The sequence below is a fragment of the Emticicia oligotrophica DSM 17448 genome (assembly GCF_000263195.1).
Lineage (GTDB): Bacteria > Bacteroidota > Bacteroidia > Cytophagales > Spirosomataceae > Emticicia > Emticicia oligotrophica.
The window spans coordinates 31547-57670 of the sequence record NC_018742.1; the positions used below are offsets into that span (position 1 = coordinate 31547).

Genomic DNA, 26124 nt, shown 5'->3' on the forward strand with positions numbered 1-26124 from the left:
TTATATTATTGTTGTATGATTTTATAAATTATATGCCATGCCAAAAAATATTGTAATCTGCTGTGATGGAACAGATAATAAACTGACCATCAGAAATAACACAAACGTGATACACTTGTATAGTTGCCTAAAACTTGATGAGCAACAAATAGGCTATTATAACCCTGGTGTTGGTACAATTGCCCCCGATGGCATAAGCACTTGGCTTGCCCGAAAATGGTATCGGTTCGTAGATTTGATTTCGGCATCGAGTTTACACACAAACGTTAAAGATGCGTATCAGTATTTGATGAACGAATATGAAGAAGGAGATAAAATTTATTTGTTTGGGTTTAGCCGAGGAGCATATACCGTAAGGATGCTCAGTGGTTTGCTTGAAATGTTTGGTTTACTGCATAAAGGGAACGCCCATCACCTACGCCATGTATTAGATGTTTATGCCAAAGGCGATAAAATGTTTGAGATAGCAAGTTTGTTTAGAACACGTTTTTCGAGAAAAATAGCCATTGAGTTTATCGGAATTTGGGATACTGTTGTATCGGTTGGAGGTTTGATAAATTTTTATAAATCGTTTCCATATTCGAGAAGTTTAGGTATTGCCAAAACCGTAAGGCATGCCGTAGGAATTGACGAACGCCGAAAGCATTATTATTATTATGAAGTATCAGCCGAACACCATGATTGTGAGGAAGTGTTTTTTGCTGGGGTGCATTCAGATGTTGGTGGTTCTTATGAAGAAGAAGGTTTATCGAAAATTACACTTGAGTGGATGCTCGGTGAAGCATCGCATTGTGGATTACAACTTGATAAAAAGAAAGTAAACAAATATGTTTTTGGAATTGGCTCTAATTATCAAAAACCTGATTTCAAGCAAGCCATTCATAACTCCTTGACATTTATTTTCAAATTAGCCGATTTTATTCCCCGTCCTCGATATAGCAAGACGAACCTTTTTAACTTGAAAATAGATTTTAGGCTTTGGCCGCTCAGATTTATTGCTCCACAATCTAAAATACATCAATCAGTTAAAGATAAAATTGGTTTAGGTAACTATCAGCCCCAAAACCTCACGAACCTAAATGATAAAGTTGTTATACAAAACAAACCGATAATTTTTTAATAGCAAAAATTTCAACAATATGGATAAAATATAAAATTTCACAAAATATAAACGCACGTTTATATTTTGTGAAATATGCGATATTTGACTATTTTTATAAAAAAAACAAAAGATGAATTACGTTGCCTATTATAGAGTAAGCACAAAAAAGCAGGGGATGAGTGGTTTAGGTTTAGATGCTCAGAAACAAACAGCTAAATTTTTTTTAAAAGAGAATGATTGTATTGTTAGAGAGTTTATAGAAATTGAAAGTGGAAAAAACAACCAGCGAGAACAATTAGATGAAGCTATCAAGTTTGCCCGCAATAATAGACACACCTTATTGGTTGCAAAACTCGACCGACTCAGTAGAAATGTGTCGTTTATCTTTGCACTGCGTGATAGTGGCGTTGATTTTGTATGTGCTGATATTCCAGATGCGAATACGCTAACTATTGGGATATTTGCTACCATTGCCCAGCACGAACGAGAAATTATTAGTCGGCGAACAAAAGATGCCCTTAAAGCAAAAAAACAAAAAGGCTTTCAGCTTGGCTCTCCACAAAATCTAACTCCACTGGCAAGAACGCAGGCAGTAAAATCAATCAAAGAAAAAGCACTCAATGACCAACAATGGAAAACAGCATTATTGCATATACGCCTACAAATATTTGAATTAAAAAGCAGAGGAGAAAAGGTAACATATTTGGGGTTAAGCCGTCATTTAAATGAAAATTGCATAGAAACCCGTAATTTTTGTCGTTTTCATGCCGAGCAAATCAAAAGAATTATGTTGCGAAATGGGATAAGTAAGTAGTTTATTATCAGTAATTTATGAGGGTAAATATATGAATTGAAAGCTTTGAGAATTTGATATTTATTGCTAATTAATATTAGTCCTGTTTTATTGAATTCTAAATAAGGTAATGATGCTTGTTCAAAAATTAATTTCGTAATTATATCGGTATAATACCGATATAATTACGAAATATTTGTTCTATATTTACACAACTAAAACATACATATTTATGCCTACCCTTGACCGTAGTAAGTTCAAATATAACGCTAAAGTTTTTGAAAAAACTTGTTTGTATTGTGATACTGTCTATTTCGCCAATCGCTCGACGGCTAAATATTGTTCTTCGACCTGTAAAGGCTATGCAAATCAAGCTAAAAACCTCAATGAAGCTGCTCCGTGGAATGAAGAAGACCGCACCATTGATGCCTTGCTTTCTCAGGTGGCATATCTGAAAGGACAATTGCAGCACTATGTCAATGAAAATGACGAATTGAAAAGAATCATTGAACAAATAAAAAAGCCTTGACGCATACACGTACAAGGCGATTCTGTATTCCTACAACTTTGGTGCTAAGATAGCTCTTTTCCTGCTTCAAAGCTCATCTTTGCATGATTTTTTTGCAACTACACTCCATTATTTTGCTTCTCCAATTAATTTTATAACAGACTTTAATCTATTATCTTTGTATAATACCCACTTACGAAGTGGTGTTCAAAATTGAATTTTTAAAGTTTAATATGACAAAAGAAAACCAAAATACAGAGTGGAAGGAATCTTGGCGTGATGAATATATCAAATGGATTTGTGGTTTTGCTAATGCACAGGGTGGTACATTGTATATTGGTGTCAACGATAATGGTATTGTAAGTGGCGTTGATGAAGCCGAGAAATTACTGGAGGATATTCCGAATAAAGTGCGTGATGTTTTGGGAATAATGGTCGATGTAAACCTACTTTCTGAAGATAATTTACAGTATTTAGAAATCATTGTTGAGCCATATCCTTATCCAATAAATTATAAAGGTCAGTATCATTTTCGGAGTGGTAGCACCAAACAAGAACTAAAAGGACTTGCTTTAAATAAATTTTTACTCGAAAAAACGGGCAAACACTGGGATTCTATTCCGATGCCCCATCTCAAAATCAAAGATTTGAATGTTCGTGCTTTTGATGATTTCAGAAAGCGTGCTACCAAATCTAAAAGAGTTGAAGATGATATTTTGAATGAATCAGATGAAACACTATTGATTCACTTAAATCTGATTGACGAAAATCAGCTCAAAAGAGCGGCATTATTGCTTTTTCATGAAAGGCCCGAACGCTATATTACGGGTGCGTATGTGAAAATTGGCTTCTTCGCTAATCCTGCTGAAATACTTTATCAAGACGAAGTACATGGTACACTTATGCAGCAAGTAGATAAAACAATGGATTTACTACTGAGCAAATACATGAGTGCCATGATTAGCTACGAAGGTATTTATAGGGTTGAAACTTATCCTTATCCCGAAAAAGCACTCCGTGAGGCAGTATTAAATGCCATTGCCCATAAAGATTATAGTAGCGGTAGCCCGATTCAAATCAAGGTTTTTCCTGATGCTTTATATATCTGGAATGATGGAGAATTACCTCCTAATTGGACACTCGAACGTTTCGTAAGTACACACACCTCAAAACCCCGAAATCCCGACGTTTCAAATACCTTTTTTAGAGCAGGTATGGTGGAATCATGGGGGCGTGGAATCTCCAGAATATTACAGGAATGTACACTTGCAGGTGTTCCACAACCTTATTTTGACCTCGAAATGGGTGGGGTTGATGTAAGGTTTTCGCCAAGAATAGCACAAAGCGTGTCGGAGAAAATGTCGGAAGAAACTACGGTGAAAACTACGGTGAAAAGTGGGTTGAAAAGTACGGTGAAGACCTTAGAGTTAATTAAAGAAAATCCATTGATAACAATACCTGAATTAGCTGTTGCTTTGAATAAATCAAAAAGTGCGATTGAAAAACAGATTGCCAAACTAAAAGAAAACCAACAGTTAGAGCGAATAGGGCCAGATAAAGGTGGGTATTGGCAAATAAAAAACTAATTCTTCGACACAGTATTTAGTAAAATACTTAATGAAAAATAATCTCAATCCGCAGTTTTACCTTTAACAAATATCATAACATCTACAAAAATACTATCTAAAAAGGTTTACGGGTTGCCTTATGTTAAATAGAAATTGTTTTTCAAATGCCCCCTTATAATCCAGAATATTATGATTTAAAATTGAAATTACACACAAATATATATTAAAAAGTTTAATGACAAACAGAAGATGATTTGCACAGAGCATTCATTTTTGTCATTAAATTTGTCAGATATATATCCATAAAATAGAGTACTATCTGCCAAATTGTCTGATTTTTATATTTGGATTATGATTTGATATAGTTATGATGGATTTTAGATTGAACTTACATATTCTATTTCCCTTTAATATTTTAATCGTTAGTGAAACAACATAAACTAATATAGCATGTAAGAAAAGTGTCATCAATAGTCTCACCTAATGATGACACGAGAAAGAGAAAATCTCTACTTGAGAGAGAAATTTAGGAAATAATGTTTAGAGAACGTGTAATTTCCAGATAATATACGATGCAAAAATACAATAACTTAGACAAAGTTTCCAAACTAAATGTTTATTGTTTATATTTTTTCCTTCTACTTTATTATTCTGTTCTCCTTAAGTTTAAGCTTTTAGAGGTATTTTATTGACTTTAAAAGTAGTGTCAGCTTGTCATAACACTTAATTGAATACCTAAAACGGTATCATTTAAGGTGCTTTCTCGTATCAAACTCTCAAATAAAAATTCATATTTGGAGATTCAGATGAAATAATATCTTTTTAGTCTGAGAGTCATATTTAAAATTACAACACACTAATTAATAACATTTATTGTTGTTTTATTAGTTAAATAAAAATTTAATGAATTCAAAAATTACCTACTTTCCAGTTGATAATGGAGACACGTCTTTAATTTCTATTGTAGAAGAAAATTTAGTAACAAACATAATAGTCGATTGCAATATTCGAGAATCGAGTACTGGCGACACTGATTTGACAAAATTTGATGTAAAAAAAGCTTTGATAACCTCCTTAAAAAGGAAAAAAGTTAATGACACACATGAAGTGCCATATACAGACTGTTTTATCCTAACACATGGAGATTATGACCATTTACGTGGATTTGAGAAAAACTTTTACCAAGGAGACCCATTGAATTATAAAGAAAAAAATAAAAATAATGGGGAAATACTTATTAATGAACTTTGGTTTTCTCCAATGGTTATGGGTAAAAGTACGACTGATGATGAAGATTGCTTCAATAAAGAAGCAAAACGGAGAATTAAACTTCATAAAGAAAACAATTCTGCCAAAAATAATGATGGTAATCGAATAATTATTGTCGGTTACGATGACAATGAAAAACTAATTGAATTAGATGATGTAAGAAAAATCCCTGGTAACATTGTTTCAGTGTTTAATGGTCAAAAACTTAAAACTTTTTCTATCTTTATACATGCTCCATACAAGCATCAACTTAGTATTTCAGACCCCAATAAAAACCATACAAGTGTAGTATTTCAGGCACGTTTCAAAAGATTTGAAAATAGTACAGAATTTTGCACTTTAGCTATGTTCGGAGGTGATTCGGACCATTTCTCATGGGATGTTATCTTAGAAAAAACAAAAAAATATAAAAATGAAAAAGCATTAGAATGGGATATTTTTCTTGCACCCCATCATTGTTCTTGGACTTTTTTTAACGATACACCTCAAGTGGATAACCCAACACCTGTTGATACATCTCTTCAAGTTTTAGATTATAAAAGAAATGGAGCAAAAGTGATTGCTTCTTGTAAGGAAATAAAAAATAACGATGATAACCCACCGCATTTTAAAGCCAAAGAACAGTATGTAAAAAAAGTCAAGGATGCAGCAAATTTTTTAAATACTGCTACACATATAAAAAATGGTAAAACTCCACAACCAATAGTATTTGAAATAACTTCGCAGGGACCAATGCCTCCAAAAAAGAGCGAAGGTAGTGCAATTGTTGCAGGAACGTCAAGCTTAGGAGCTTTAAATCAACCTTCAACTTATGGCTCAAAACCTATTTAGTACATCATTAGCCATATTAATTCAAGATTTAGATAATCTGGAATTAAAAAACTCCATAGAAGGACTTTCAAGGTTTTTGAATAAAGAAACCTTAAAAATCCTTGTGTGGGATGAAAACAATATTGCCATATCATTTAATATTTTAGTTGAATTACCACCACTTGGGAATTTTGAAGATATTGACATTCGGTCTGAAGAGCCTGTTCTTTTGGTTTGCAACACCAAAATGTATCCAAGTATTCCTCCTAAAGTTTATTCAGATAGAACAGATTTCCCAAAAAATAGTTTGCCACATCTATACGTAGCCAAGGAGAATAAGCCACCAGCATTTTGCTTAGTTCGTGGAGATTTAGGCGAATGGTATTCTAATAAAAATATTAAAGATATTGTGATAAGAACTGCAAATTGGCTTAGAGATGCTGCTGTTGGAAACTTAGTTGAGGATGGAAATCAATTTGACCCTTTAAGATTAGAAGGGTATAGAGGGATTAATATTTATGATTATGATTCATTAGTTAAAACTATCAAAAATCAAGACTCATTTTTTCCTAATTTGGCTAAAGGAATATTTGAGCCAATAACTCTTGGTAATTATACTTTTAAACTCAAAAGTATAATTACTAAATCAAATTATGAGAAAGTGACTGAAATATATGATAATGATTTTAAAAACATATCTGATTCACCAACTAAGAAACATTATCATTTGGGGTATATAATTTGGGCTGAAAATGATGAATTTTATGATGACTATTTTATAAATTTTCCGAGTAATTGGAATGATTTTAAATTATACAGCGAAAAAATTAGAATTGATTATAAAATATTAGAGGAACAAATTGTAAATGATAAAGATGTTACACATTACAAGCAAATTCCAGTTATTATCGCCCTTCAAAGGTCTAAACAATTAATTGGGTTTTCAAGTAATATTGAGTTTATTAATTTTTGCTTAACTATTGATACTCCTGATATTTGTGAAGATAAAATTGCTGATTCTGTTAAAGTTTCTTTGCAGTTACACAACCAACCATTAACAGTATCCAAGGCAAGAGAGATATCAGGGTTTCATGCTAATTTGGAAGGATATTCTTTAATAGTAGGATGTGGTGCATTGGGGTCGAAAATCACCATGCATTTAGCACGCAGTGGAACTAAAAACTTTGTTTTAGTCGATTATGACATCATTTCATCTCATAATTTAGTACGTCATGCTTTACTTGCTAATGCAATAGGAGTGAACAAAGCTGAATCATTAAAACATGAAATTAGAAATATTTATTCATTTGAAAACCCCTTAATAATCTGTTTAAGCAGTGTAGAAAATTTATTTAGTTCTGATATACCGTTCGAGTATGTTTTTGATTTTACAGCTTCAAATTTATTCTCTCAAAATTTAATCAAACATCAGATTGAAAAGCAAACAAGGGTTTGCAAAGCCTTTATTTCAAATTTTGGGAGTTTAGGTATCTTATTTTTTGAGGGAGTGGATAGAAATCCAAGAATTGATGATTTAAAAGTAGTCTTGTACTCAAAATGCCGAAATTTGCAATTCATTTCAGATTGGCTAAAGCTTGAAAACGATGAAAATCAATTAAACCTTAATGTAAAGGTAGGAATAGGCTGCAATTCAGAAACGATAGTTTTATCAGATGATATTATAAGTTTACATAGTTCAATATTCTCAGGTATAATAAAAACACATACACACAAAAAAGAAATAAGTAATGGGCAAATATTTTTAAATCAGATTTGTGAGTCTCCATTTTTTCATAACATTGCCCATTCAATTGAGGTACCTCCTTTAATTGTTATGAACGCAATAAATGATTCTTCATGGCAAATACGGATATTACCAGAAGTTTTAAAGTCAATGGAATTTGAGATGAATAATTGCAAACCATTAGAAACAGGGGGAGTATTAGTTGGTTGTGCCAATTTTAAAACAAAAACTATTCATGTAGTTGAATCAATTCATGCACCATGTGATAGTCAAAATAATCAAGTCTGTTTCATCAGAGGAATTGACGCTCTAAAAGATAATATTCAAGAAATTACCGACTTATCAGGCAATCAGTTGGGCTACATTGGCGAATGGCACTCACATCCAAATGGACCTGAACGATTAAGTGAAGTTGATTTGAAAGCAGTAAATGAATTCAAAAAAGAATTTGAACAATTACCTTCTCCATTACCTGTTTTTTTAATGGTCATTACACCAAATAATATATTACCATATGTTTATTAACATTTAATAATCACATCTATGTTTGATAATTATACTTTAAAAGCACGAGTATATCCTTTGCTAATTCTTTTTTTTCCAATATTTATTGTTGGAGTATCATATTCGTTCAAATTTGAGTCGTACATACAAGTATTTACTTCTATTGGGTTGGTAGGAGCATTATCTTATTTAATGTCTCAATTTGGTCGTGATTTAGGCAAGAAAAAAGAATCAAATTTATGGAAAGAATGGGGAGGAATGCCTTCAGTCCAACTATTAAGATTAAGCAATCAAGAAATTGATAAGCATACTAAGCAACGTTACCATTCAAAAATGCAAGCACTTATACCAGTACAAAATCCCCCAGATGCAGCTATGGAGACAAACAATCCTAATGAAGCAGATGAAATATACAGAGCATGGTGTAAGTACATAATAAATCACACACGTGATGAAACTAAATTCTCATTATTGCTTAAAGAAAATACAAGTTATGGGTTTCGAAGAAATTTATGGGGACTTAAATTTTATGGAATTATTCTAATTATTATTTTGCTGGCTACCAATTACCTTTTTTGGATTAAAGAGACTAATTCTTTTAACCCATTAGAGATGCCTGTAAATTTTCAGTATTGTTCATTATCATTAATTGTAATTTTAATTATCTGGCTTTTTGTTATTACTAAATCTTGGATTAAATTAGTTGCATTCGCTTATGCAGAGAGACTATGTGAGTCAATAGAAAGTATTTAAGATAACAAGTGACTATATTCAATTTCTATTTAGGTAAGTTGTTAAGTGACTTCAAGGTTAAATAAATTCAATTGGGTATATTTTCTTTAAAACCAGAACAATAAGTAGGGTATTAAATAAACTGAATTGTATTTTTTCTTTTTGTTCAGATACAATTTGGACGTTTATATACTAATATTAAAATAATAATTCGTATAGATTTAATACCACCTTAACCCTTATCCAATCGCCAAACGATTTGCAATCACTTTGTCGATTGGATAAAAGTTACTCTCTCCAAACTCACAAATCCCTGAGCCGACCCGCACAAAGGTACATTGCCAGCTTGCAGAAAAAGCAAACTGTCAAAGAACCTTTCTTCAATGCTTCAGCGGGAAGCGGTCTGCATTGCGTTTTCCCCACGCACATTTTTTCACACTGTGCATCGAAAATTACGAGAAATAGCCTGACAACCGCAAGCCTTCACTACGTCATTTGATTTTTTAGCTCTTCACAAAACCCAACGCACCATAAACCATCAAATGGGCTTGCAGTCTGGGAGCATTCGCCCTGTCATTCTATTCTCGTGTTGCAAACGGCGATTGCTCGTGCGAGTGCCGGGCTACTAAATTTTAATCATTTTTTACAATGAAAACTTCACAAACACCTCAAATTTATGTTGGTACTTACGCTAAATACAACAATGGCTCAATCTTTGGCGAATGGGTTGATTTAGAAATTTATGATACAAAAGATTCTTTCTTTGAATACTGCAAAGAGCTGCACAGCGATGAAGAAGACCCAGAATTCATGTTTCAAGATTACGAAAATATTCCGAAGAAGTTAATTTCTGAATGCTCAGTAAGCGATAAATTATTCGATTACGTTGAGGCCATCAAGGATATGGAAGATGAAACCATCGAGGCTTTGGGCTTATTCATTGGCGATAAAGACATCAATAATGATACAGATTTTGAAGAATTGATGCAAGAATTTAACGATGAGTATCAAGGCTATTACGATGGCTCAGAAGGAGCAGAATTAGAATTTACTTATCAATACATAGAAGAGCATGGCATTTTAAATGAAATACCACAACATCTACACAACTACTTTGATTATGAGGCTTATGCCCATGACTTATTTATTGAAGACTTTGTAGATTACGATGGCCATGTCTTCCGCAGAAGATAACAAAGAAAGGGGATTTCCCCTTTTTTGAAAAAGGCTCTGCTACATAAATTGAAATAAATAATTACTTTTGAAGTATCAACTCCAAAATATTATGTGTTACAACGCATCCTATCTCGAAAAAAAGAAATCTAAGCTGGCTGAGCGTTATAAAAATGCTTTACCGCCTAATTGGAAGTCAAACATTGAGGAGTTTGAAGTGCCAACTTACTATTTTGTGAGTGGCTTTGAACACCCAAAATTGCCCATCATCAAACATGATGGTATCTTTTTGTATGAGTGGGGCTTGATACCCAATTGGGCAAAAGATGCGAGTTTTCAGCACAATACACTCAATGCCATTGGCGAAACTGTTTTTGAAAAACCCACTTTCAAGTCTGCCATTGTTTCTCAACGTTGTATTTTGCCAGTTTCGGGCTTTTTTGAATGGCGACAACTAAACAATAAAAAGTATCCTTACTATATCAAAATCGAAGGTAAAGAAATATTTTCGTTGGCTTGTGTCTATGATACTTGGGTAGATAGAGGTACAGGTGAAGTGAAAAATACTTTTAGTATCCTTACAACTCCAGCCAACGAATTAATGGAGAAAATACATAATGTAAAGAAAAGAATGCCTTTGATTTTAAGTCAAAAAGATGAAAAGAAATGGCTCGATCCTCAATTACCTCGACAAGCCATTACCGATTTAATCAAAACTTACACGGAGACTGATTTAGTAGACATTCCAATCTCGATGGAAGCCAACAATGCCAATGCAAATCGAAACAAAGCCGTAATTTTGGAAAGAGTTGATTATCCCGAACTTCAATTATTTGATTAGTATCCTGTCCTTTATCTCCTCGATTCCTCTACTAATACCATTCAACGATATAAAAATATCTTCCAGCCCCATTGAATATTCATCAATATCTTTGGTAGAAATAAAACAGGTAAACTGCCAAATTTCCAAAACACGCTGTGGCTCTATCTGAATTGTAGGGTAATATTTATTATTTGAAATCAGATGCAAGGTACCATCTTCATTGATTTTATTTTTTACTTGCTTGTAAAGAATATCTTCATCCGTCAGTATAATGTATGATTTGTTATTTTTGATGTCTTCAAAACTCTCGATGTATTTGCCAACAATGTAAGATTCCGACTGAATCGGTAACATCGAATCTCCCCCTATCTGAAAACCTCGGTGGGTACCAACGCCCAAAAATGGTAAACTAATTTTCGGCAAAGCCTCAATAAATTGCGGGTCGGCATAACCTTTCCTATATCCAGCCGATGCCTTGATGGGTACGATTTCAATGCTCTCAACCTTAGAGTTTTCCTTGATAAGTATCGGAAACAACAGTCGATTACTACCCACTTGCATCAAACCTTTGAGGTCAATTTTGCTTAAATCGTACTTGATGAGTGCATCCAAAGCGATACTAAATATCGCCGAAACCTTCACGAGTGTTTCCATCGGGAAGTCTCTATCCCCACGTTCGTAGTAAGCATACGTATTACTTGGCAGATTCAATAAATCTGCGATTTGTTCCTGCGAAAGCCCCTTTTGTTGCCTTAAAAGTCGAACGTTTTGGCCGATAATTTTATAAATTGACATATACTAAGCATTTTGAGCAGACAATACTACGCATTTTGTCAATAACTTGCCAACAGAATCCTAAAAAATATTTTTCCTATGGAAAAAAACATTGTTCACTTTGACTTAGACACTTTTTATGTATCAGTCGAAAGACTGAAAAATCCTTTACTTTTAAACAAACCCGTGATTGTCGGCGGAATATCGGATAGAGGAGTCGTGGCTGCTTGCAGTTACGAAGCCCGAAAGTTTGGTATTCATTCGGCCATGTCATCGGTGATGGCCAAACGGCTTTGCCCAGATGCTATTTTCATCAAGGGCGATTATGAATCTTATACACAATATTCGGATATGGTTACGCAAATCATATCTGATAGAGTGCCTGTCCTTGAAAAAGCCTCGATTGATGAGTTTTATGTCGATTTAACGGGTATGGAAAAGTATTTCGGTTGTTTGAAATATTCAACCCAAATCAAAAATGAAATCTGTAAAGAAACGGGGCTGACCATTTCGTTTGGATTGGCAAGCAATAAAACCGTATCGAAGGTAGCCACCAACGAAGTAAAGCCGAACGGACAATGCCATATTTTGGCAGGAAACGAAAAGGCATTTTTGAGGCCACTTTCGGTTAGTAAATTGCCAATGGTGGGTTCGGTTACTGGTCAAACGCTCAGAAATATGGGCATTCAAAACATTGGTTCGTTGGCAGAAATGCCCCGAAAAATGCTCGAAAGTGTATTTGGTAAAAATGGCACCACCCTTTGGGAGAGAGCCAATGGTTTGGATAATACACCGATTGAGCCATACCATGATAAAAAGTCGATTTCAAAAGAAATTACTTTTGATAAGGACACCACCGATGTAAACAAACTCAAGGCAGTTTTGCTAAAAATGGTCGAAGAAATGACTTTTGAACTTCGGCAAAAACAGCAATGCACGGGTTGTGTTACGGTCAAGATTCGCTACTCTAATTTTGATACTCATACCAAGCAATTCAATATTCCGTACACCACCGACGACCAAACGATTATTGATAAAGTAACCGAGCTTTTTGAAAAACTCTACGACAAACGACTTTTGATACGATTAGTAGGAGTAAGATTCAGCAAATTGGTACAGGGTTTTAGCCAAATCAATTTGTTTGATAACACCGCCGAAATGGCTGGTTTGTACCAAGCAATGGATAGAGTCCGAATCAAATACGGCAGTCGGCTCATTGGTCGGGCATTTGGAATGGTACTTTATTCAAACCGAAAGCCAAGATTTATCCGCAAAAGCAATTATCAGTCAAACAAAACCCCTATTTATCGTTGATGTACTTGAATTGTCATTCTTATTTTAGTCTTCGTTACGGTACAATTCCCATCCAAGACCTTGTAAATAAGGCCGTTGAGTTGGGTATTGGTTGCTTGGCATTGACCGATATTAATACTACTTCAGGCATTTTTGATTTTGTAAAAGCGTGTAATTCAGCTAACATTCGCCCGATAGTGGGAGTGGAGTTTAGAAATGGTGATGAATTGAAATATATCTGTTTGGCAAAAAACAATGAGGGTTTCCGAGAAATCAATTATTTCCTGACTGAATATCTATCTAAGAAAAAGGATTTTCCGAATAAAGCTCCTTCGTATCAAAATGCCTTCACGATTTATCCCCTTGATTTTCTGGAAACAAGTCCTGTTTTAGAAAATCACGAATTCATTGGCGTTCGTTTTTGGGAGATTCCAAAAACTTACCGTTTTCAGAACAAGCAGGGTTTTGAGAAAATCATCGCTATCCATACACTTACTTTTTTCAATAAAATCTACTTCAATTTGCATAGACTTTTACGAGCCATCGACCATAATACACTTTTAAGCAAATTACCAAAGTATTCCGAAGCGAATCCGTCCGAATGGCCGATTGAAGAAGCAAAACTCTATGAATATTTTCAGTATTTTTCCGAATGGATTGAAAAATCAAATGCCATCAGCGAACAATGTAGCTTTGATTTTGACTTCAAAACCCCTAAAAATAAGCGATTATTTACCAATAGTAAGACAGATGATATAGAGTTACTCAGAAAACTAACTGCCGATGGAATGATTTATCGGTACGGTAAAAACAACAAAGCCGCCCAAGAAAGGATTGAAAAAGAACTGGGCATTATTTATGAATTAGACTTTTGTTCCTATTTCTTGATTACTTGGGACATCATTCGTTATGCACGCTCAAGGGGGTATTTTCACGTTGGACGTGGTTCGGGAGCAAACTCAATCGTGGCCTATTGTATTGGTATAACCGATGTAAATCCAATTGAATTGGACTTGTATTTTGAACGTTTCATCAATCCGTTCCGCACCTCTCCACCTGATTTTGACATCGATTTTAGTTGGGACGAAAGAGACGAAATCATCGACTATGTTTTCAAGAGATATGGAAAGGAGTACGTTTGTTTACTGGCCACCTACAATACTTTTCAAGACCGTTCGGCAGTTCGGGAGCTGGCCAAAGTCTTTGGTTTGCCCAAATCAGAGATTGATGAAATGATTAAATATCCCGAAAAGGCAAGTCAGAATGAATACACCAAGTACATTTTACAATATGCTCCACTTTTAGAAGATTTCCCAAACAGTTTGTCGATACATGCTGGAGGCATTTTGATTTCGGAAGAACCCTTATCCAATTATTCGGCCTTACAACCGATGCCCAAAGGATTTCCGATTTGTCAATTTGATATGTACGTGGCCGAAGATATTGGTTTTGCCAAGTTTGATGTCCTTTCTCAACGTGGACTCGGCCACATCAAAACGGCGGTTGATATTGTGAAGGAAAATCGAGGGGTTGATATTGATATTCATGCCATTCAGAAATTTAAGGATGATGAAAATATCAGAAGGCAACTGCAAAACCACGAAACAATGGGATGTTTTTATGTGGAATCACCCGCCATGCGTTCGCTGATTTGGAAACTTCGCTGCGATAATTACATTACTTTGGTAGCTGCCAGCTCGATTATTCGTCCAGGTGTTTCTTCAAGTGGGATGATGAAAGAATACATAGTCCGTTATCATAACCCACACCAAGTGAGTTATTTACACCCGAAAATGCAGGAATTATTATCAGACACTTTTGGCGTAATGGTGTATCAGGAAGATGTTTTGAAGGTGGCTCATGGCTTTGCAAATCTTACTCTGGCTGAAGCGGATATTTTGAGAAGAGCCATGTCAGGGAAGTTTCGGTCAAGAATTGAGTTTCAACGAATAACCGATAAATGGTTTAATAACTGCAAAGAATTGGGTTACTCAGAAGAACTGGCCAAAGAAGTTTGGCGTCAGATTGAAAGTTTTTCTGGGTATAGTTTCAGCAAAGCACATTCTGCTAGTTTTGCTGTTGAAAGCTACCAAAGTTTGTATTTGAAAACCTATTTTCCTTTGGAATTTATGGTGGCAGTTATCAATAATTTTGGTGGATTTTACTCAACGGAATTTTACATACACGAAGCGAGAAGATATGGAGCAATTATTGAAGCCCCCGAAATCAATGAAAGCGATTATCTTACAAGAATTGAAGGAAATATTATTTGGCTGGGCTGGATACATATTAAATCGCTTGAAAATAAACTTATTGACAGTTTATTGCAAGAAAGGCATTTAGGGAACTACACTTCCTTTTCAAATTTTGTCAGTAGAATAAGTATTGGTTTGGAACAACTCATTATACTTATTCGTGTTGGAGCATTTAGAAATTTTGGTATACCCAAAAAAGAATTGTTGTGGGAAGCTCACTTTAGATACAATAGCAGATTTCAGCCATGCCACTACAAACAAATGTTGTTTGGTTTGCCCGAACCACAAACTCATCATTTACCTGCACTGGCATATCATCCTCTAGAGGATGCTTATGACCAAATTGAATTAATGGGTTTTTCGATTTCAAGTCCTTTTGAATTGGTTGAAACAAAAAGTGAAGAATCAACCAATGCACAAAATCTAATTAGTCTAGTCGGTCGAAATATCAGAATTTATGGGTATTTGGTTACATGGAAACCAGTCCGAACCAAAAATCATAAATTGATGGGGTTCGGATATTTTTTAGATAAACAGGGTGAATTTTTCGACACCACTCATTTTCCACCATCACTCGAAAAATATCCATTTCGGGGACGAGGTGTATATTGCCTTAACGGTAAAGTGGTAGAAGAATTTGGCTTTCCATCATTAGAGGTTCATTCTATGCAAAAAGTTGATGTGAAGGCAGACCCAAGGAGCCATGATTCTAATTAGTTCGTATAATGTTTTTGAGGTGAAAATGTAGTTTGACACATTCAAACTCAAGATTGAAAAATAATTAGTCGAAATCTCTAATTTTTGGGTTTTACTTGAATCTCAAAGTGTCTTTTTAGGGGGACAATTACAAAAACTGTCAAACTATTTTAGCAGCATACGTTAAGTATAAATTTTCTTAATTTGACTTTCAATTAAATCTCCTAATTCATTTATGATTAATAAAAATCGTTCAACCTCAATAATTGTTAATTTGTATTTACGATTTAATAAATTTTCATATGAGGGGACTTTCTTTACAAAATCAGAATCAATAACTCCCATATTATGTTCAAATATGTGCCTGACTTGAAACATTTGTTTTAAAAATGCAAAATCAGAAATTTCATTCCTTAAATCTACTGAAAAACTATTTAGCATAACTTTTTCGAGTTCATCTATATTTTGGAATAAATTCCTAGGTTTTTCAGGAAATTTTTCTTTGATTTTTTTTCTTAGTTCTTTACCAAGTGCATCAAATGATGAAATAGCATTACCGAGAATAAATTTCAAATTTGTTGTTGTAATTTCATCATCATTTTTATATACACTAAATAGTTGAAATTGTTTGTTACAAACTTCTATTGATTTTTTGAAAATTGAAAACGCATTTAGATGTTCGCAATCTGGACATCTCGAAAACACCCCATAAATGGCAAACTCAAGTTTACAACTATCACATATTATATTTGTTTCAAGCTCTGATTCACTATAATATTTAATAGGAAAAAAAGGCTTATCTCTTGATGTTTTTACCTCAATTTTGATAAAACTGTTTTTTGTAGATTCCTCTAATTGCTCAAATGATTTTTTTAACTTTTCAAATGCTGGTTCTATAAACTGTTCGTATGCAATTTTAGTCGCAATACTTTTTGCATATTCAATTTGGTCTGAAGTCCAAAATGTATCTTGGTCACCTTCATAATCGCAGTATGGACAGTGACAGTGATTAGTTGGAAGTCCTGTTCCTTGTTTTAATTTAAAATATCTTTTACACACAAGACATTCTCTACCAATAAAGCCATTTTCATCAGGTTTTATACTAATTTGAATTTTTTGATTAGACATAAAAAGAGTTTTTAAGAAGATATTTTTCCAACTTTCGCAAATGAGATGATAGGCGAGGAGTTGGGTATTTAGGTTTATAATTAATAACTTTTACTTATTTGCAGCGTTGGGACTCACACAATTTGAAAGCTTCACCAATCGAATGTCCACCAAAAACAAAAGTGACAAGATGGTAAAAATCGTAGAATTTGCCACAATGGAATTGCTCAAATTAAATGTCGCTTACCAAATCTGCACACCAAGTTCTGAAAAAAGGAATTGAAAAGCAAATGGTTTATTTGTCGGAACGGAGTTGAGCGAATGCCACGCAGAGAAATTGTTGGGAGCCAACTTTGGGAGCAGAAAACTCAAAAAAACTACCAAAAGGCTGTTCTGTCTCACGAGAAATATGCGATTGAAAAATTGAAAAACCAGCGGATTCTGATTGTTGCCCGAGCATATGAGTGAAATAAGAAATTGTTGTTATTTTTTCTTAAATGAGAAGAATAATGAAAGATTTATCCTTGACTCTTTCAATTTTGATTTAGTTGAACCCATATTTGATTTCGTAAAGTTTAGGTTGTTAATGGAATATTGGTAATTCAGGTCAGCACCAAATCTTTTAGATATAAAAATTAATGTACCCAATGTTGGGGAAAAATTAAATGAATGCCCTTTAGATTCGTGATTTTGGGAAAACATTGGGTCTAAGGGGTCAATTTGGTAATCTTTAAGATTATATGAAGAATTTATACGTCCTAAACCTCCAGAGATTTGTCCGTAAGGTTTTATAACAGAATTGCTTTTTATAAATGTTCTTAAATTAATATTTGTTGAAAATTCTTTAGTTGTTACGATTCCTATTTTATCATAGAAATAGCCCATTGATAGACCAACTCCTATTTTATCAGTTACTAATTTCAATACTTGAATAGGCTGTAATTTGAATGTTTTTGATGGGAATGGGGATGTTGTTAAATTTGTGACTGTTAGTCCTGTTGATAATAATAAATCACCCTTTTTTAATTGAGCATTTGATTTAAAAACTATCAGGGAGAGTAGTAAAATAATGTAGATTTTCTTCATTTTTAATTTAAATGACTGTCGGGGTAAATACCTAAGCCATATTTTATAGTTTAATTGAGGTTATTTATTCTTTGAAAACCTTAAAATATCGACTAATTCTTAAGCTTATTTGACCAATAAAATATTAGTACTTTAAAATTAGGTAAGTAGTCCGACAGTCATTTTAATTTATTATGTTCTCGCTTCCAACTTTCGCAAATGAGATGATAGGCGAGGAGCTGGGTATTTTGGTTTAAAATTAAAAACTTTTCCTTATTTGCAGCGTTGGGACTCACACAACTTGAACACTTCGCTAATCGAATGTCCACCAACAACTAAAAGTGCCAAGGTGGAAAAAATCGTAGAAATTGCTCAGATTTATTGTCCCCAACCAAATCTAAGTGCCAAGTTCTGAAAAAAGAAATTGAAAAGCAAGTAAATTTATTTTGTCGGAACGAATTTGAGTTAATACCACGCATTGAAATTGTCGAAGACCCACTTTGCAAGCAGAAACCCCTACATTGAGTAGGAAAGAATTGTCCTGTCAGCCGAGAAATATGCGTTTGAAAAAATGAAAGCTTTATAGTTTTTGCTCATCAGATTAAACTAAAAAATGACTGTCGGGGTAAATACCTAAGCCATATTTTATAGTTTAATTGAGGTTATTTATTCTTTGAAAACCTTAAAATATCGACTAATTCTTAAGCTTATTTGACCAATAAAATATTAGTACTTTAAAATTAGGTAAGTAGTCCGACAGTCATTAACTAAAAACTATCAGTTTTTTATCAGCAAACATTATTTTACTGTACTTGCCCAATTTAAAATATCTGGGTACAAATCTTTGGCTTTTCGCCCACCACTTAAACTCAGTAATTTGTCATTAAATTCCTTGAATTTAATGTATTTTCGATGTTCAACCATTAAATTTACTCTACTTTCAATGATTTTGTTTGCCAGCTGTTCGTCATAATTTTCTTTGACATAAATACAAAAGACCGCATGAGTCATGTACTCATTGAAAATAGAAGATGGATTTCCATATCTATCAGTGTCGCCATTTGTACCTGTCCAAATATCTCTTTTATCAAAAATATTGTTAATTTGTTTTTGATACTTGTATGATAGTTGATTTACATAATTATGGTCAATTTCGGTAAAAACTATGCCTGATGCTAAGCCTTCTTGCTCTTTTAAATTTGTGGTTTTACTATTTTCGAAAATCTCAGGTCCGCAAACAAACATGACTGTTTCTTGGAATCTACCTTTCCCGCCCTCCAGAAAAGTGTTAAAGTTTTGTGTACTATGAGTTGCATCAATGAGTGGTGAATATACAACTTTGTAAGTATTATATTTATTATCGAAATTATTTTCTAACCAATCCCACATTTTCTGAACTGGCATTAATACCTTCTGTTTCTCGATAGATTCTTCATAATAGGGTAGATTTGCTTTGTAAAAACCTCGAAAATTTGAGGTTTTTGCAAAATCTTCAATTTGGGGGATTAGTTTTTGAAACAAACTGTTGAAATTCACCCAGTCGGAACCGATAACATAAAAATAAGGTTCTTCCCGAATAATTTTTTGCTTGTTAAATGAAAAACCTAAACTATTTTCTCTAAAATCATAATAAGCATCGTAATAGTTCTTTACGCTTGAATCTAAATCTTTAAATAATTGGTGATTTAGATAAGGCTTGAAATAGTTATATACTTTTGAGTAGTATTTTGAGTTTTTATTCAGATTTTTAGCTGATTGACCTTTGGGTGAAAGTGACCAAATGATATTTGCTAATTCAAATACTTCGGGGATTTCAAAATTTACTTTCTTATCATTTTTCGTAATATACTCCTTTGAGAAAAAGGCAGATGTTTGATTAATTCTTAATCGTTGAATAAATCTTTTGCCTCCCATTTCTATTGGGATAAATGTTTTTTGCCCAAAAGGAAAATTTTCATATTTGATTTTCAAAGTGTCGTTGTCATAAATGAGTAAATAAAAGGCATTTTTAATAGCATCATTACCCATATCAATTGTGTCTCTGTTAACATTTTTAAAGGTTAATGATTTTTTCCATGTAGGATAAAATAGCTGAAAAGAATCAGCTTTTATGGAAATTATTTGAGGGAATTTCGTTATTAAAACTTTGTCTTGGGCGAAAATATTAAGTTGTGAAAAAATTAGCAGAATCAAGTATTTCCTTTTCATAGTTTAAAAATGTTTCTGAGATTAAGGTTAAAATTTGTAGGAATTATTTTAGAATACGCTTTTTTTCCAACTTTCGCAAATGAGATGATGGGCGAGAAGCTGGGTATTTAGGTTTAAAATTAATAACTTTTGCTTATTTGCAGCGTTGGGACTCACATAACTTGAAAGCTTAGCCAATCGAATGTCCACCAAAAACTAAAAGTGCCAAGGTGGAAAAAAACGTAGAAACTGCTCTAATCGAAAGTCGCTCATCAAATCTGCATACCAATTTCTGAAAAAAGAAAATGAAAAGCAACAGAATTTATTGTTCGGAGTGAAATTTGAGTAAATACCACGCATTTAAAGTGTCGGACGAGCCTCTGTGTTTGAAATTTTGCTGAGAACTCACACTTTGAGCTTCGCTTTTGTCCTGTTGCAAGTGCCTATAAAAACTGTCAAACTATTTTAAATGCATACGAAATGATTTTTCAATTATATTATTCTCAGTATTTTTTCAAAGTCCTTTAACAGCCCATTTGTATAAAACGATTTTGAAAACTTAAAGCAAAGCAAAAAGAATGCTATAAGTGCGATAATAAAGCTGATAAATTGTGGAAATGTGATGATTTTAAAATACGTAAAGCAAATAAGAATTGGGAAAGAAATTGTAGACACTATAATTAATCCAAATATTGTGGTCGCTCTTGTTTCATCAATCACTGTTATTTTAGTGTTTTCTTTTCCAAGTTCAGATATTTCACAATAGTATTTGGGTGCTGCACCACTCATATAAGGTCCAATAGTACGAATTATTTTAAAAGAGGTTTTTTCTGAATTTGTGAAATTTCCCGAAAGGTTTAAATTTGAATCAGATAGCTCTTCAACAATATTTCGACTAAATAATTTGTCTAATTTGGCTTGAATACTTGTAACTGGTTATTCAAGTACAAATTCAAGATATTGGGGTGTAAAATATTTGTCAAGCAATGTTATTTTGTTTACGCTTCCAACGACCAGCATTATGATGGTTTTTGGAGTGGTTTTAGAGTTAATTTTCTAATTATCAAGCCTTTACATAATGCTTCGTGTTGAACCAACAACTACGTTGAAGGGATATTGTAAAAATAGTAAAAAAATAGATAACTTGTTGACTCATTAAAACAATATTCATGATGTTAACAAAAAAACAGTTTTTATGTCTCTGTAAAGTTGAGTGCTGAGTCGGAGAAACTTTTGCGAGAATTAGAAAATTACCTCAGAGCAAAACGCTATTCCCCACGTACGGTCAATAATTACAGCTATGAGATTCGTTATTTGCTGAGTCATTATTCCGACCGCTCGGCCTATAGTCTGGTTCAGACCGATATCATTAATTACCTGACTTACATCCAAGAGCAATTCAATGCCTCGTGGGGCAAATGTCATACCGCCGCCCAGGCAATGAGCTGCTTTTTTCAACACATTCTTCAACTACCAGCCATCCGAGCTCGCTCGTTTTATCCGCTCAAACGACAAGTGTACCCCAATATACTCAGTCAGCAAGAGGTGGGAATGGTTTTAAATTGTTGTGAAATCTTGCAACACAAGGCCATTGTATCAGTTTTTTATGGAACGGGCGTTCGCCTGAGTGAATTACAACACCTGAAATTGAGCGACCTTGATAGACCCAATTTACGGCTTCGAGTAGCCCATGGCAAGGGTAATAAAGAACGCTACACCTTACTTTCAGAGAAGTTACTGAGTTTATTAGAAGAATATTGGCGAGCGTATCGCCCCAAAGTTTACCTTTTTGAGGGAAGACTGTTAGGCAAGCCCATGAAGGCTCGAACGATTCAGTTTCATGTAGCCAGTGCTATGGGTCGAGCGGGCTTGTTGAGTCCCGAGCGTCGATTGTCATGTCATACTTTGCGTCATAGTTTTGCTACCCACCTGCTGGATGCGGGCACCGACGTCCACACGATTCAACAGTTGTTGGGTCATTCTCACATCTCCACGACGATGGTGTATTTACATCTGCAAGAGAGCAAACGTCGCAATATCATCAATCCTGTAGATAGTTTCCTCTGATGAGTAAGCAAGAAAGTTTACAGGGGATTTTTATAAAAGCTCAGAACTTAAGCTTTAATCCATACTCCAAGCGTGTTTTTGGTCAACTGAGCACTTGCCGCACCCTTGCCAATGGCTATCATCTGAGTCAGTGTAGCGATTGTGGGCATCAGCAGATGCAGTTTCATGGCTGTGGGAATCGGCATTGTTTGTTTTGTGGACACTTCGGTCGAGAGCAATGGGTCGGCCAACGTCGAGCAGAATTATTGCCAACGACATACTATCATGTGGTCTTTACACTACCCCATGAATTGACTGGTTTGGTGATGGGCAATCGTACGTTACTGTATAATTTGTTACTGGAGTCATCCTCTCAGACGCTCATACAGTTTGGTAAAGACCCCAAATATCTGGGAGCTGAAATTGGTATAACGTCGGTATTGCACACGTGGGGCCAGAATTTGTCGTTTCATCCGCATGTTCACTGCATTGTCAGTGGGGGAGGATTTGACGGAAATCAATGGCAAAATAGTAAGCGAGTCAGAGGGAAGTTTCTGTTTCCAGTGGGAGCAATGAAGATAGTCTTCAAGGGCATTTTGATGAAAGGTTTGCGAAAACTACGGCCCAAACTACGACTTGATAAGCTTAATTTTGAAGACTTATTAAGTCAGATTGGTCAGAAAGCGTGGAATGTGTATGCCAAACGTCCCTTTGGTGGAGCGATGGGCGTTTTAGAATACTTAGGTAGATACACTCACCGAATCGCCATCAGTAGTAGTCGCATCACCGAGGTAGGGCAAACGACGGTGAGTTTTCACTACAAAGACTACGCCGATGGGAGTAAAGTCAAACAAATGACCTTGAGTCATGAAGAATTCCTGCGGCGTTTTGAGCAGCATATCCTTCCGAGGTATTTTGTTAAGATTAGACATTATGGATATTTACGCAACCGAGGTAAGCAAGAACGGCTCAAACAGATACTTGCGAGCCTGCAATTATCGGAGCGGAAGCCTATACCCAAGCTAACTGTTGAGCAGTTTATGCAGGAAAAATATGGGACAGGCCTTGGAAAGTGTCCATGTTGTGGCGAAGGAAGAATGGTCTCGATAGCCGTGATTTATAGTCTTCGTTGCGAGCCAATACAAGCATCATTCCAAGTGAGAAACAAGGCTTCACCGGTGTAAAGATTGATTGAAAAGAGGCGACATCAATCAAACGACATTTGGCAAAAATTAATCCCAAGGTTTGGGTAGGGGTATTTATTGCTCAATTGCATCAAAACACCAAAGAAAGCCATGGTTTAAGCCAAAAATAGTTGAAAGGGGAGAATAAACACATCTACTTTTTGCCCTAATAAATTGCTTGGCATGCCCCGTTGTCGGCCAACACAAGATAGACAAAAGCCCGATATACCTTCGAGTACATCGGGCTTTATTATAGGGGCTTTCGTCTATCTTTAAGATTGTTGGAGAGAAACCAACTTTGAGTGCCAACGCTGATAAACTGTCGCCAAAAATGGTGGGTGCTAAGAACTGAAAAGCGAAGAATCTGCTCTGCCTAAATGTGGCTCACCAAATCTGCATACTAAGTTCTGAAAAAAGAAGTTGAAAAGCAAAAGAATTTATTTTTCGGAGTGAAATTTGAGCAAATTCCACGCATTGGAAACGTCGAAAGTGACTATGCGTTTGATAAAAAAGACCTATTTCAGCTACATACATTTATTAATTCCATAAATCTGCTCTAATTCCATCGAAAACAGATGATTTTATAAACTCACTCGGCTTGAATAAATTAATATTTTTCTTAAATTCTTTTTGGAGTTTTGTTTTTAGAGACCCTAAAACTGTTTTCCCATGACAGTATCTTTTTGGATTTTCCTTTAATGATTTTTCTGCAAACTCTACATTGTAACCAGCTTGGTGTCCATTTTTGCTTTTTAAAGATTTGTCTGAGAGACTATTAACAAATTTGCTTCTCGTTTTCGAGAAAGTATCTTCAATAGATTCGTTTATTATTTCCTCTGCTCGTTCGATTGAAATTTCAGGATATAAAAAATTTATGTGTTTGGGTTCTAATAATTGTGACTCAATATCAGTACCTTCAGTTATATAATGATACATAATATTACTGCTATAGCTTTCAACTATTTCCTGTATTTCATGTGCCTCTGAGTAGTCTCGGTCACGGTGGATTGCAATTTTGACTTTAGGGGCATTTTTAAGTATGTATGCAGATAAAACATTTGCAGTTTTAACATCAGAGCAACCTTTATATGACCAAATTTCTATTTCGTCTAATGGTATATTCGATGATTGGACGACTGTTTGTATAGGTGTTTTATTCTCATCTTCTGTTAACAATATGAGTTTAATTTTACCATTTTTTACTAAATCTCCCTTATCTAATGCTCCAATATCCATTAAAACATTAATTATACTTATATCCTCGTTGACTAATTTTCCTGAATTAATCCAATTAATCTTTGATATAGGTTCGAGTTCGTAAAGAAAATGTCTCGAATGTGTACTAATAATAATTTGAAATTCTCTATCAATAGATAATTCAAAGAGCTTTTTTGCAAGTTTTCTCTGATTATTGGGGTGTAAGTGAGCATCAGGCTCATCAAGAAGTAGTATTTTAGGTTTATAAATATTGATGTATGAGAGAATCTGAATTATTTGCAGAAAACCTGTTCCAGCAGCATCTATAGGTAATATTTTATCATCATATTTTATATATATATTCAAATGCTCATCTCTTTCCGCATTGAAAGAGATAATTATCTCTACTTCAGGAAATATATCTTTTATATCAGCAATGAATAAATCCCAATTTTTTTTATTTGTATTTAATAACCAAATTATGTTCCGAAATACATTATTCGCATCTCCTCGTGCAGCAGCTCTTCTAACAATTCCAGGACTTTTTAATTCTTCAAAAGATGGAATTCCGGCAAGTCCTGGTACATAAATAGAAAATGGCTCTTCAATTTTTCGTAATAACTCTCCAAGTGGTTTATTGTGAATTTCTGTTGCAATATTTTTGTTTTTCCCTTTTCTTATTAATACTTTAGTAGCATTTGAACTATCTTTCTCTGTAAATTCTATTTGAATTGCTGATTTAAGTTCTGTCTTTAGTTTGCCCCCAAAAGCTAAGGAGTAAACATCACGAAATGGAGCATAAATTAATTGTTCTGGTGTAAGTGATGTCGGAAGTTTTTTGGTTTGGTTATTCCATCTTGTATTCTCAAAATTCGTTGTTTGTGCAACAGAAATAGCAAACTGGATAGCTTGAAGGATACTACTCTTACCTGAATTGTTTGAACCAACCAAGACATTGATGTTGTCAAGTACAAGTGATAGATTTGCAATGTTTTTAAAATTACTTATTTCTATTTTTTCTATCATAGTATCTTGTCAAAATTTAAATTTAGTGGATAATTCTTTTTAACATTTTTTTGTTCTCATTCCAACCAAAAGCATTGTGATGATTCTGATAAGATGTTGATTATAAGGTTTTTAATTATGAACTTTTACATAATGCGTAAGTTGGACTTTTTGGACTTGGCGAACCACGCTAATAAATTGTCCACAGGACAATTTGAGGCACAGACCAACCCAATCCTACAAAATATGCTGTTGAAAACCAAACTTGCACACCTACCATTACCCGCCT

18 protein-coding genes are annotated in these 26124 nt (G+C 34.3%); 13 read left to right on the forward strand and 5 right to left on the reverse strand.

Annotation, left to right across the window (positions count from 1 at the left end; all coding sequences use genetic code 11):
* Positions 1-37: 37 nt before the first annotated feature.
* The 9 genes from EMTOL_RS20055 (at position 38) to EMTOL_RS20095 (ending at position 11044) form a co-directional block, all read left to right on the forward strand.
* Positions 38-1120: a T6SS phospholipase effector Tle1-like catalytic domain-containing protein gene (locus tag EMTOL_RS20055; protein WP_015026215.1), complete on the forward strand. Its 1083-nt coding sequence runs from the start codon at positions 38-40 to the stop codon at positions 1118-1120.
* A gap of 112 nt (positions 1121-1232) precedes the next feature.
* The gene (locus tag EMTOL_RS20060; protein WP_015026216.1) at positions 1233-1916 is read left to right on the forward strand and encodes a recombinase family protein; all 684 of its coding nucleotides are present in this window, start codon (positions 1233-1235) and stop codon (positions 1914-1916) included.
* 211 nt (positions 1917-2127) lie between these two features.
* Complete coding sequence (locus EMTOL_RS20065; RefSeq protein ID WP_015026217.1) at positions 2128-2424, forward strand: hypothetical protein; 297 nt, start codon at positions 2128-2130, stop codon at positions 2422-2424.
* Between the two features lie 179 nt (positions 2425-2603).
* Positions 2604-3989, forward strand: a complete 1386-nt coding sequence (locus EMTOL_RS20070; protein WP_015026218.1) for an ATP-binding protein — start codon at positions 2604-2606, stop codon at positions 3987-3989.
* An 885-nt stretch (positions 3990-4874) separates the two neighbouring features.
* Positions 4875-6071, forward strand: coding sequence for an anti-phage 6A-MBL system MBL-fold protein (mblB, locus tag EMTOL_RS20075; protein WP_015026219.1), 1197 nt, complete (start codon positions 4875-4877; stop codon positions 6069-6071).
* Positions 6052-8319 (forward strand): anti-phage 6A-MBL system cap2_3 protein, encoded by a 2268-nt coding sequence (gene cap2-3 / locus EMTOL_RS20080; protein WP_015026220.1) that lies wholly within the window; start codon positions 6052-6054, stop codon positions 8317-8319. The genes mblB and cap2-3 overlap by 20 nt, the downstream gene beginning before the upstream one ends.
* A gap of 18 nt (positions 8320-8337) precedes the next feature.
* Entirely contained in the window at positions 8338-9051 is a 714-nt protein-coding gene (locus EMTOL_RS20085) for a hypothetical protein (RefSeq protein WP_015026221.1), read from the forward strand.
* Positions 9052-9678: 627 nt separating this feature from the next.
* Entirely contained in the window at positions 9679-10224 is a 546-nt protein-coding gene (locus tag EMTOL_RS20090; RefSeq protein ID WP_015026222.1) for an antirestriction protein ArdA, read from the forward strand.
* A gap of 91 nt (positions 10225-10315) precedes the next feature.
* Positions 10316-11044: an SOS response-associated peptidase gene (locus EMTOL_RS20095; RefSeq protein ID WP_015026223.1), complete on the forward strand. Its 729-nt coding sequence runs from the start codon at positions 10316-10318 to the stop codon at positions 11042-11044.
* Here the strand turns inward: EMTOL_RS20095 and EMTOL_RS20100 are convergent.
* Positions 11033-11821, reverse strand: coding sequence for an XRE family transcriptional regulator (locus tag EMTOL_RS20100; protein ID WP_015026224.1), 789 nt, complete (start codon positions 11819-11821; stop codon positions 11033-11035). The genes EMTOL_RS20095 and EMTOL_RS20100 overlap by 12 nt on opposite strands.
* A 78-nt stretch (positions 11822-11899) precedes the next feature.
* Between EMTOL_RS20100 and dinB the strand changes: the two genes are divergently transcribed.
* Together dinB and EMTOL_RS20110 are read left to right on the forward strand one after the other, a co-directional pair.
* Positions 11900-13114, forward strand: a complete 1215-nt coding sequence (gene dinB / locus EMTOL_RS20105; RefSeq protein ID WP_015026225.1) for a DNA polymerase IV — start codon at positions 11900-11902, stop codon at positions 13112-13114.
* On the forward strand, positions 13114-16065 hold the full coding sequence (locus EMTOL_RS20110) for a DNA polymerase III subunit alpha (RefSeq protein WP_015026226.1): 2952 nt from the start codon (positions 13114-13116) through the stop codon (positions 16063-16065). Before dinB ends, EMTOL_RS20110 begins: the two co-directional genes overlap by 1 nt.
* 162 nt (positions 16066-16227) lie before the next feature.
* Here EMTOL_RS20110 and EMTOL_RS20115 read toward each other — a convergent pair whose 3' ends face one another.
* The 3 genes from EMTOL_RS20115 to EMTOL_RS20125 all read right to left on the reverse strand — a co-directional run bounded on the left by EMTOL_RS20115 (position 16228) and on the right by EMTOL_RS20125 (position 20424).
* Positions 16228-17172 (reverse strand): hypothetical protein, encoded by a 945-nt coding sequence (locus tag EMTOL_RS20115; RefSeq protein WP_015026227.1) that lies wholly within the window; start codon positions 17170-17172, stop codon positions 16228-16230.
* 462 nt (positions 17173-17634) lie between these two features.
* Complete coding sequence (locus EMTOL_RS20120; protein WP_015026228.1) at positions 17635-18237, reverse strand: hypothetical protein; 603 nt, start codon at positions 18235-18237, stop codon at positions 17635-17637.
* A gap of 777 nt (positions 18238-19014) precedes the next feature.
* Positions 19015-20424, reverse strand: coding sequence for a DUF4932 domain-containing protein (locus tag EMTOL_RS20125; RefSeq protein ID WP_015026229.1), 1410 nt, complete (start codon positions 20422-20424; stop codon positions 19015-19017).
* Between the two features lie 1212 nt (positions 20425-21636).
* Here EMTOL_RS20125 and EMTOL_RS22015 point away from each other — a divergent pair.
* Positions 21637-22470: a tyrosine-type recombinase/integrase gene (locus EMTOL_RS22015; protein ID WP_305953306.1), complete on the forward strand. Its 834-nt coding sequence runs from the start codon at positions 21637-21639 to the stop codon at positions 22468-22470.
* Positions 22470-23633 carry an IS91 family transposase gene (locus EMTOL_RS20140; RefSeq protein ID WP_015026232.1) on the forward strand — a complete coding sequence of 388 codons (1164 nt, stop codon included), beginning with the start codon at positions 22470-22472 and terminating at the stop codon, positions 23631-23633. The genes EMTOL_RS22015 and EMTOL_RS20140 overlap by 1 nt, the downstream gene beginning before the upstream one ends.
* Positions 23634-24170: 537 nt before the next feature.
* Here the strand turns inward: EMTOL_RS20140 and EMTOL_RS20145 are convergent.
* Positions 24171-25856, reverse strand: a complete 1686-nt coding sequence (locus EMTOL_RS20145) for an AAA family ATPase (protein ID WP_015026233.1) — start codon at positions 25854-25856, stop codon at positions 24171-24173.
* Positions 25857-26124: the final 268 nt, after the last annotated feature.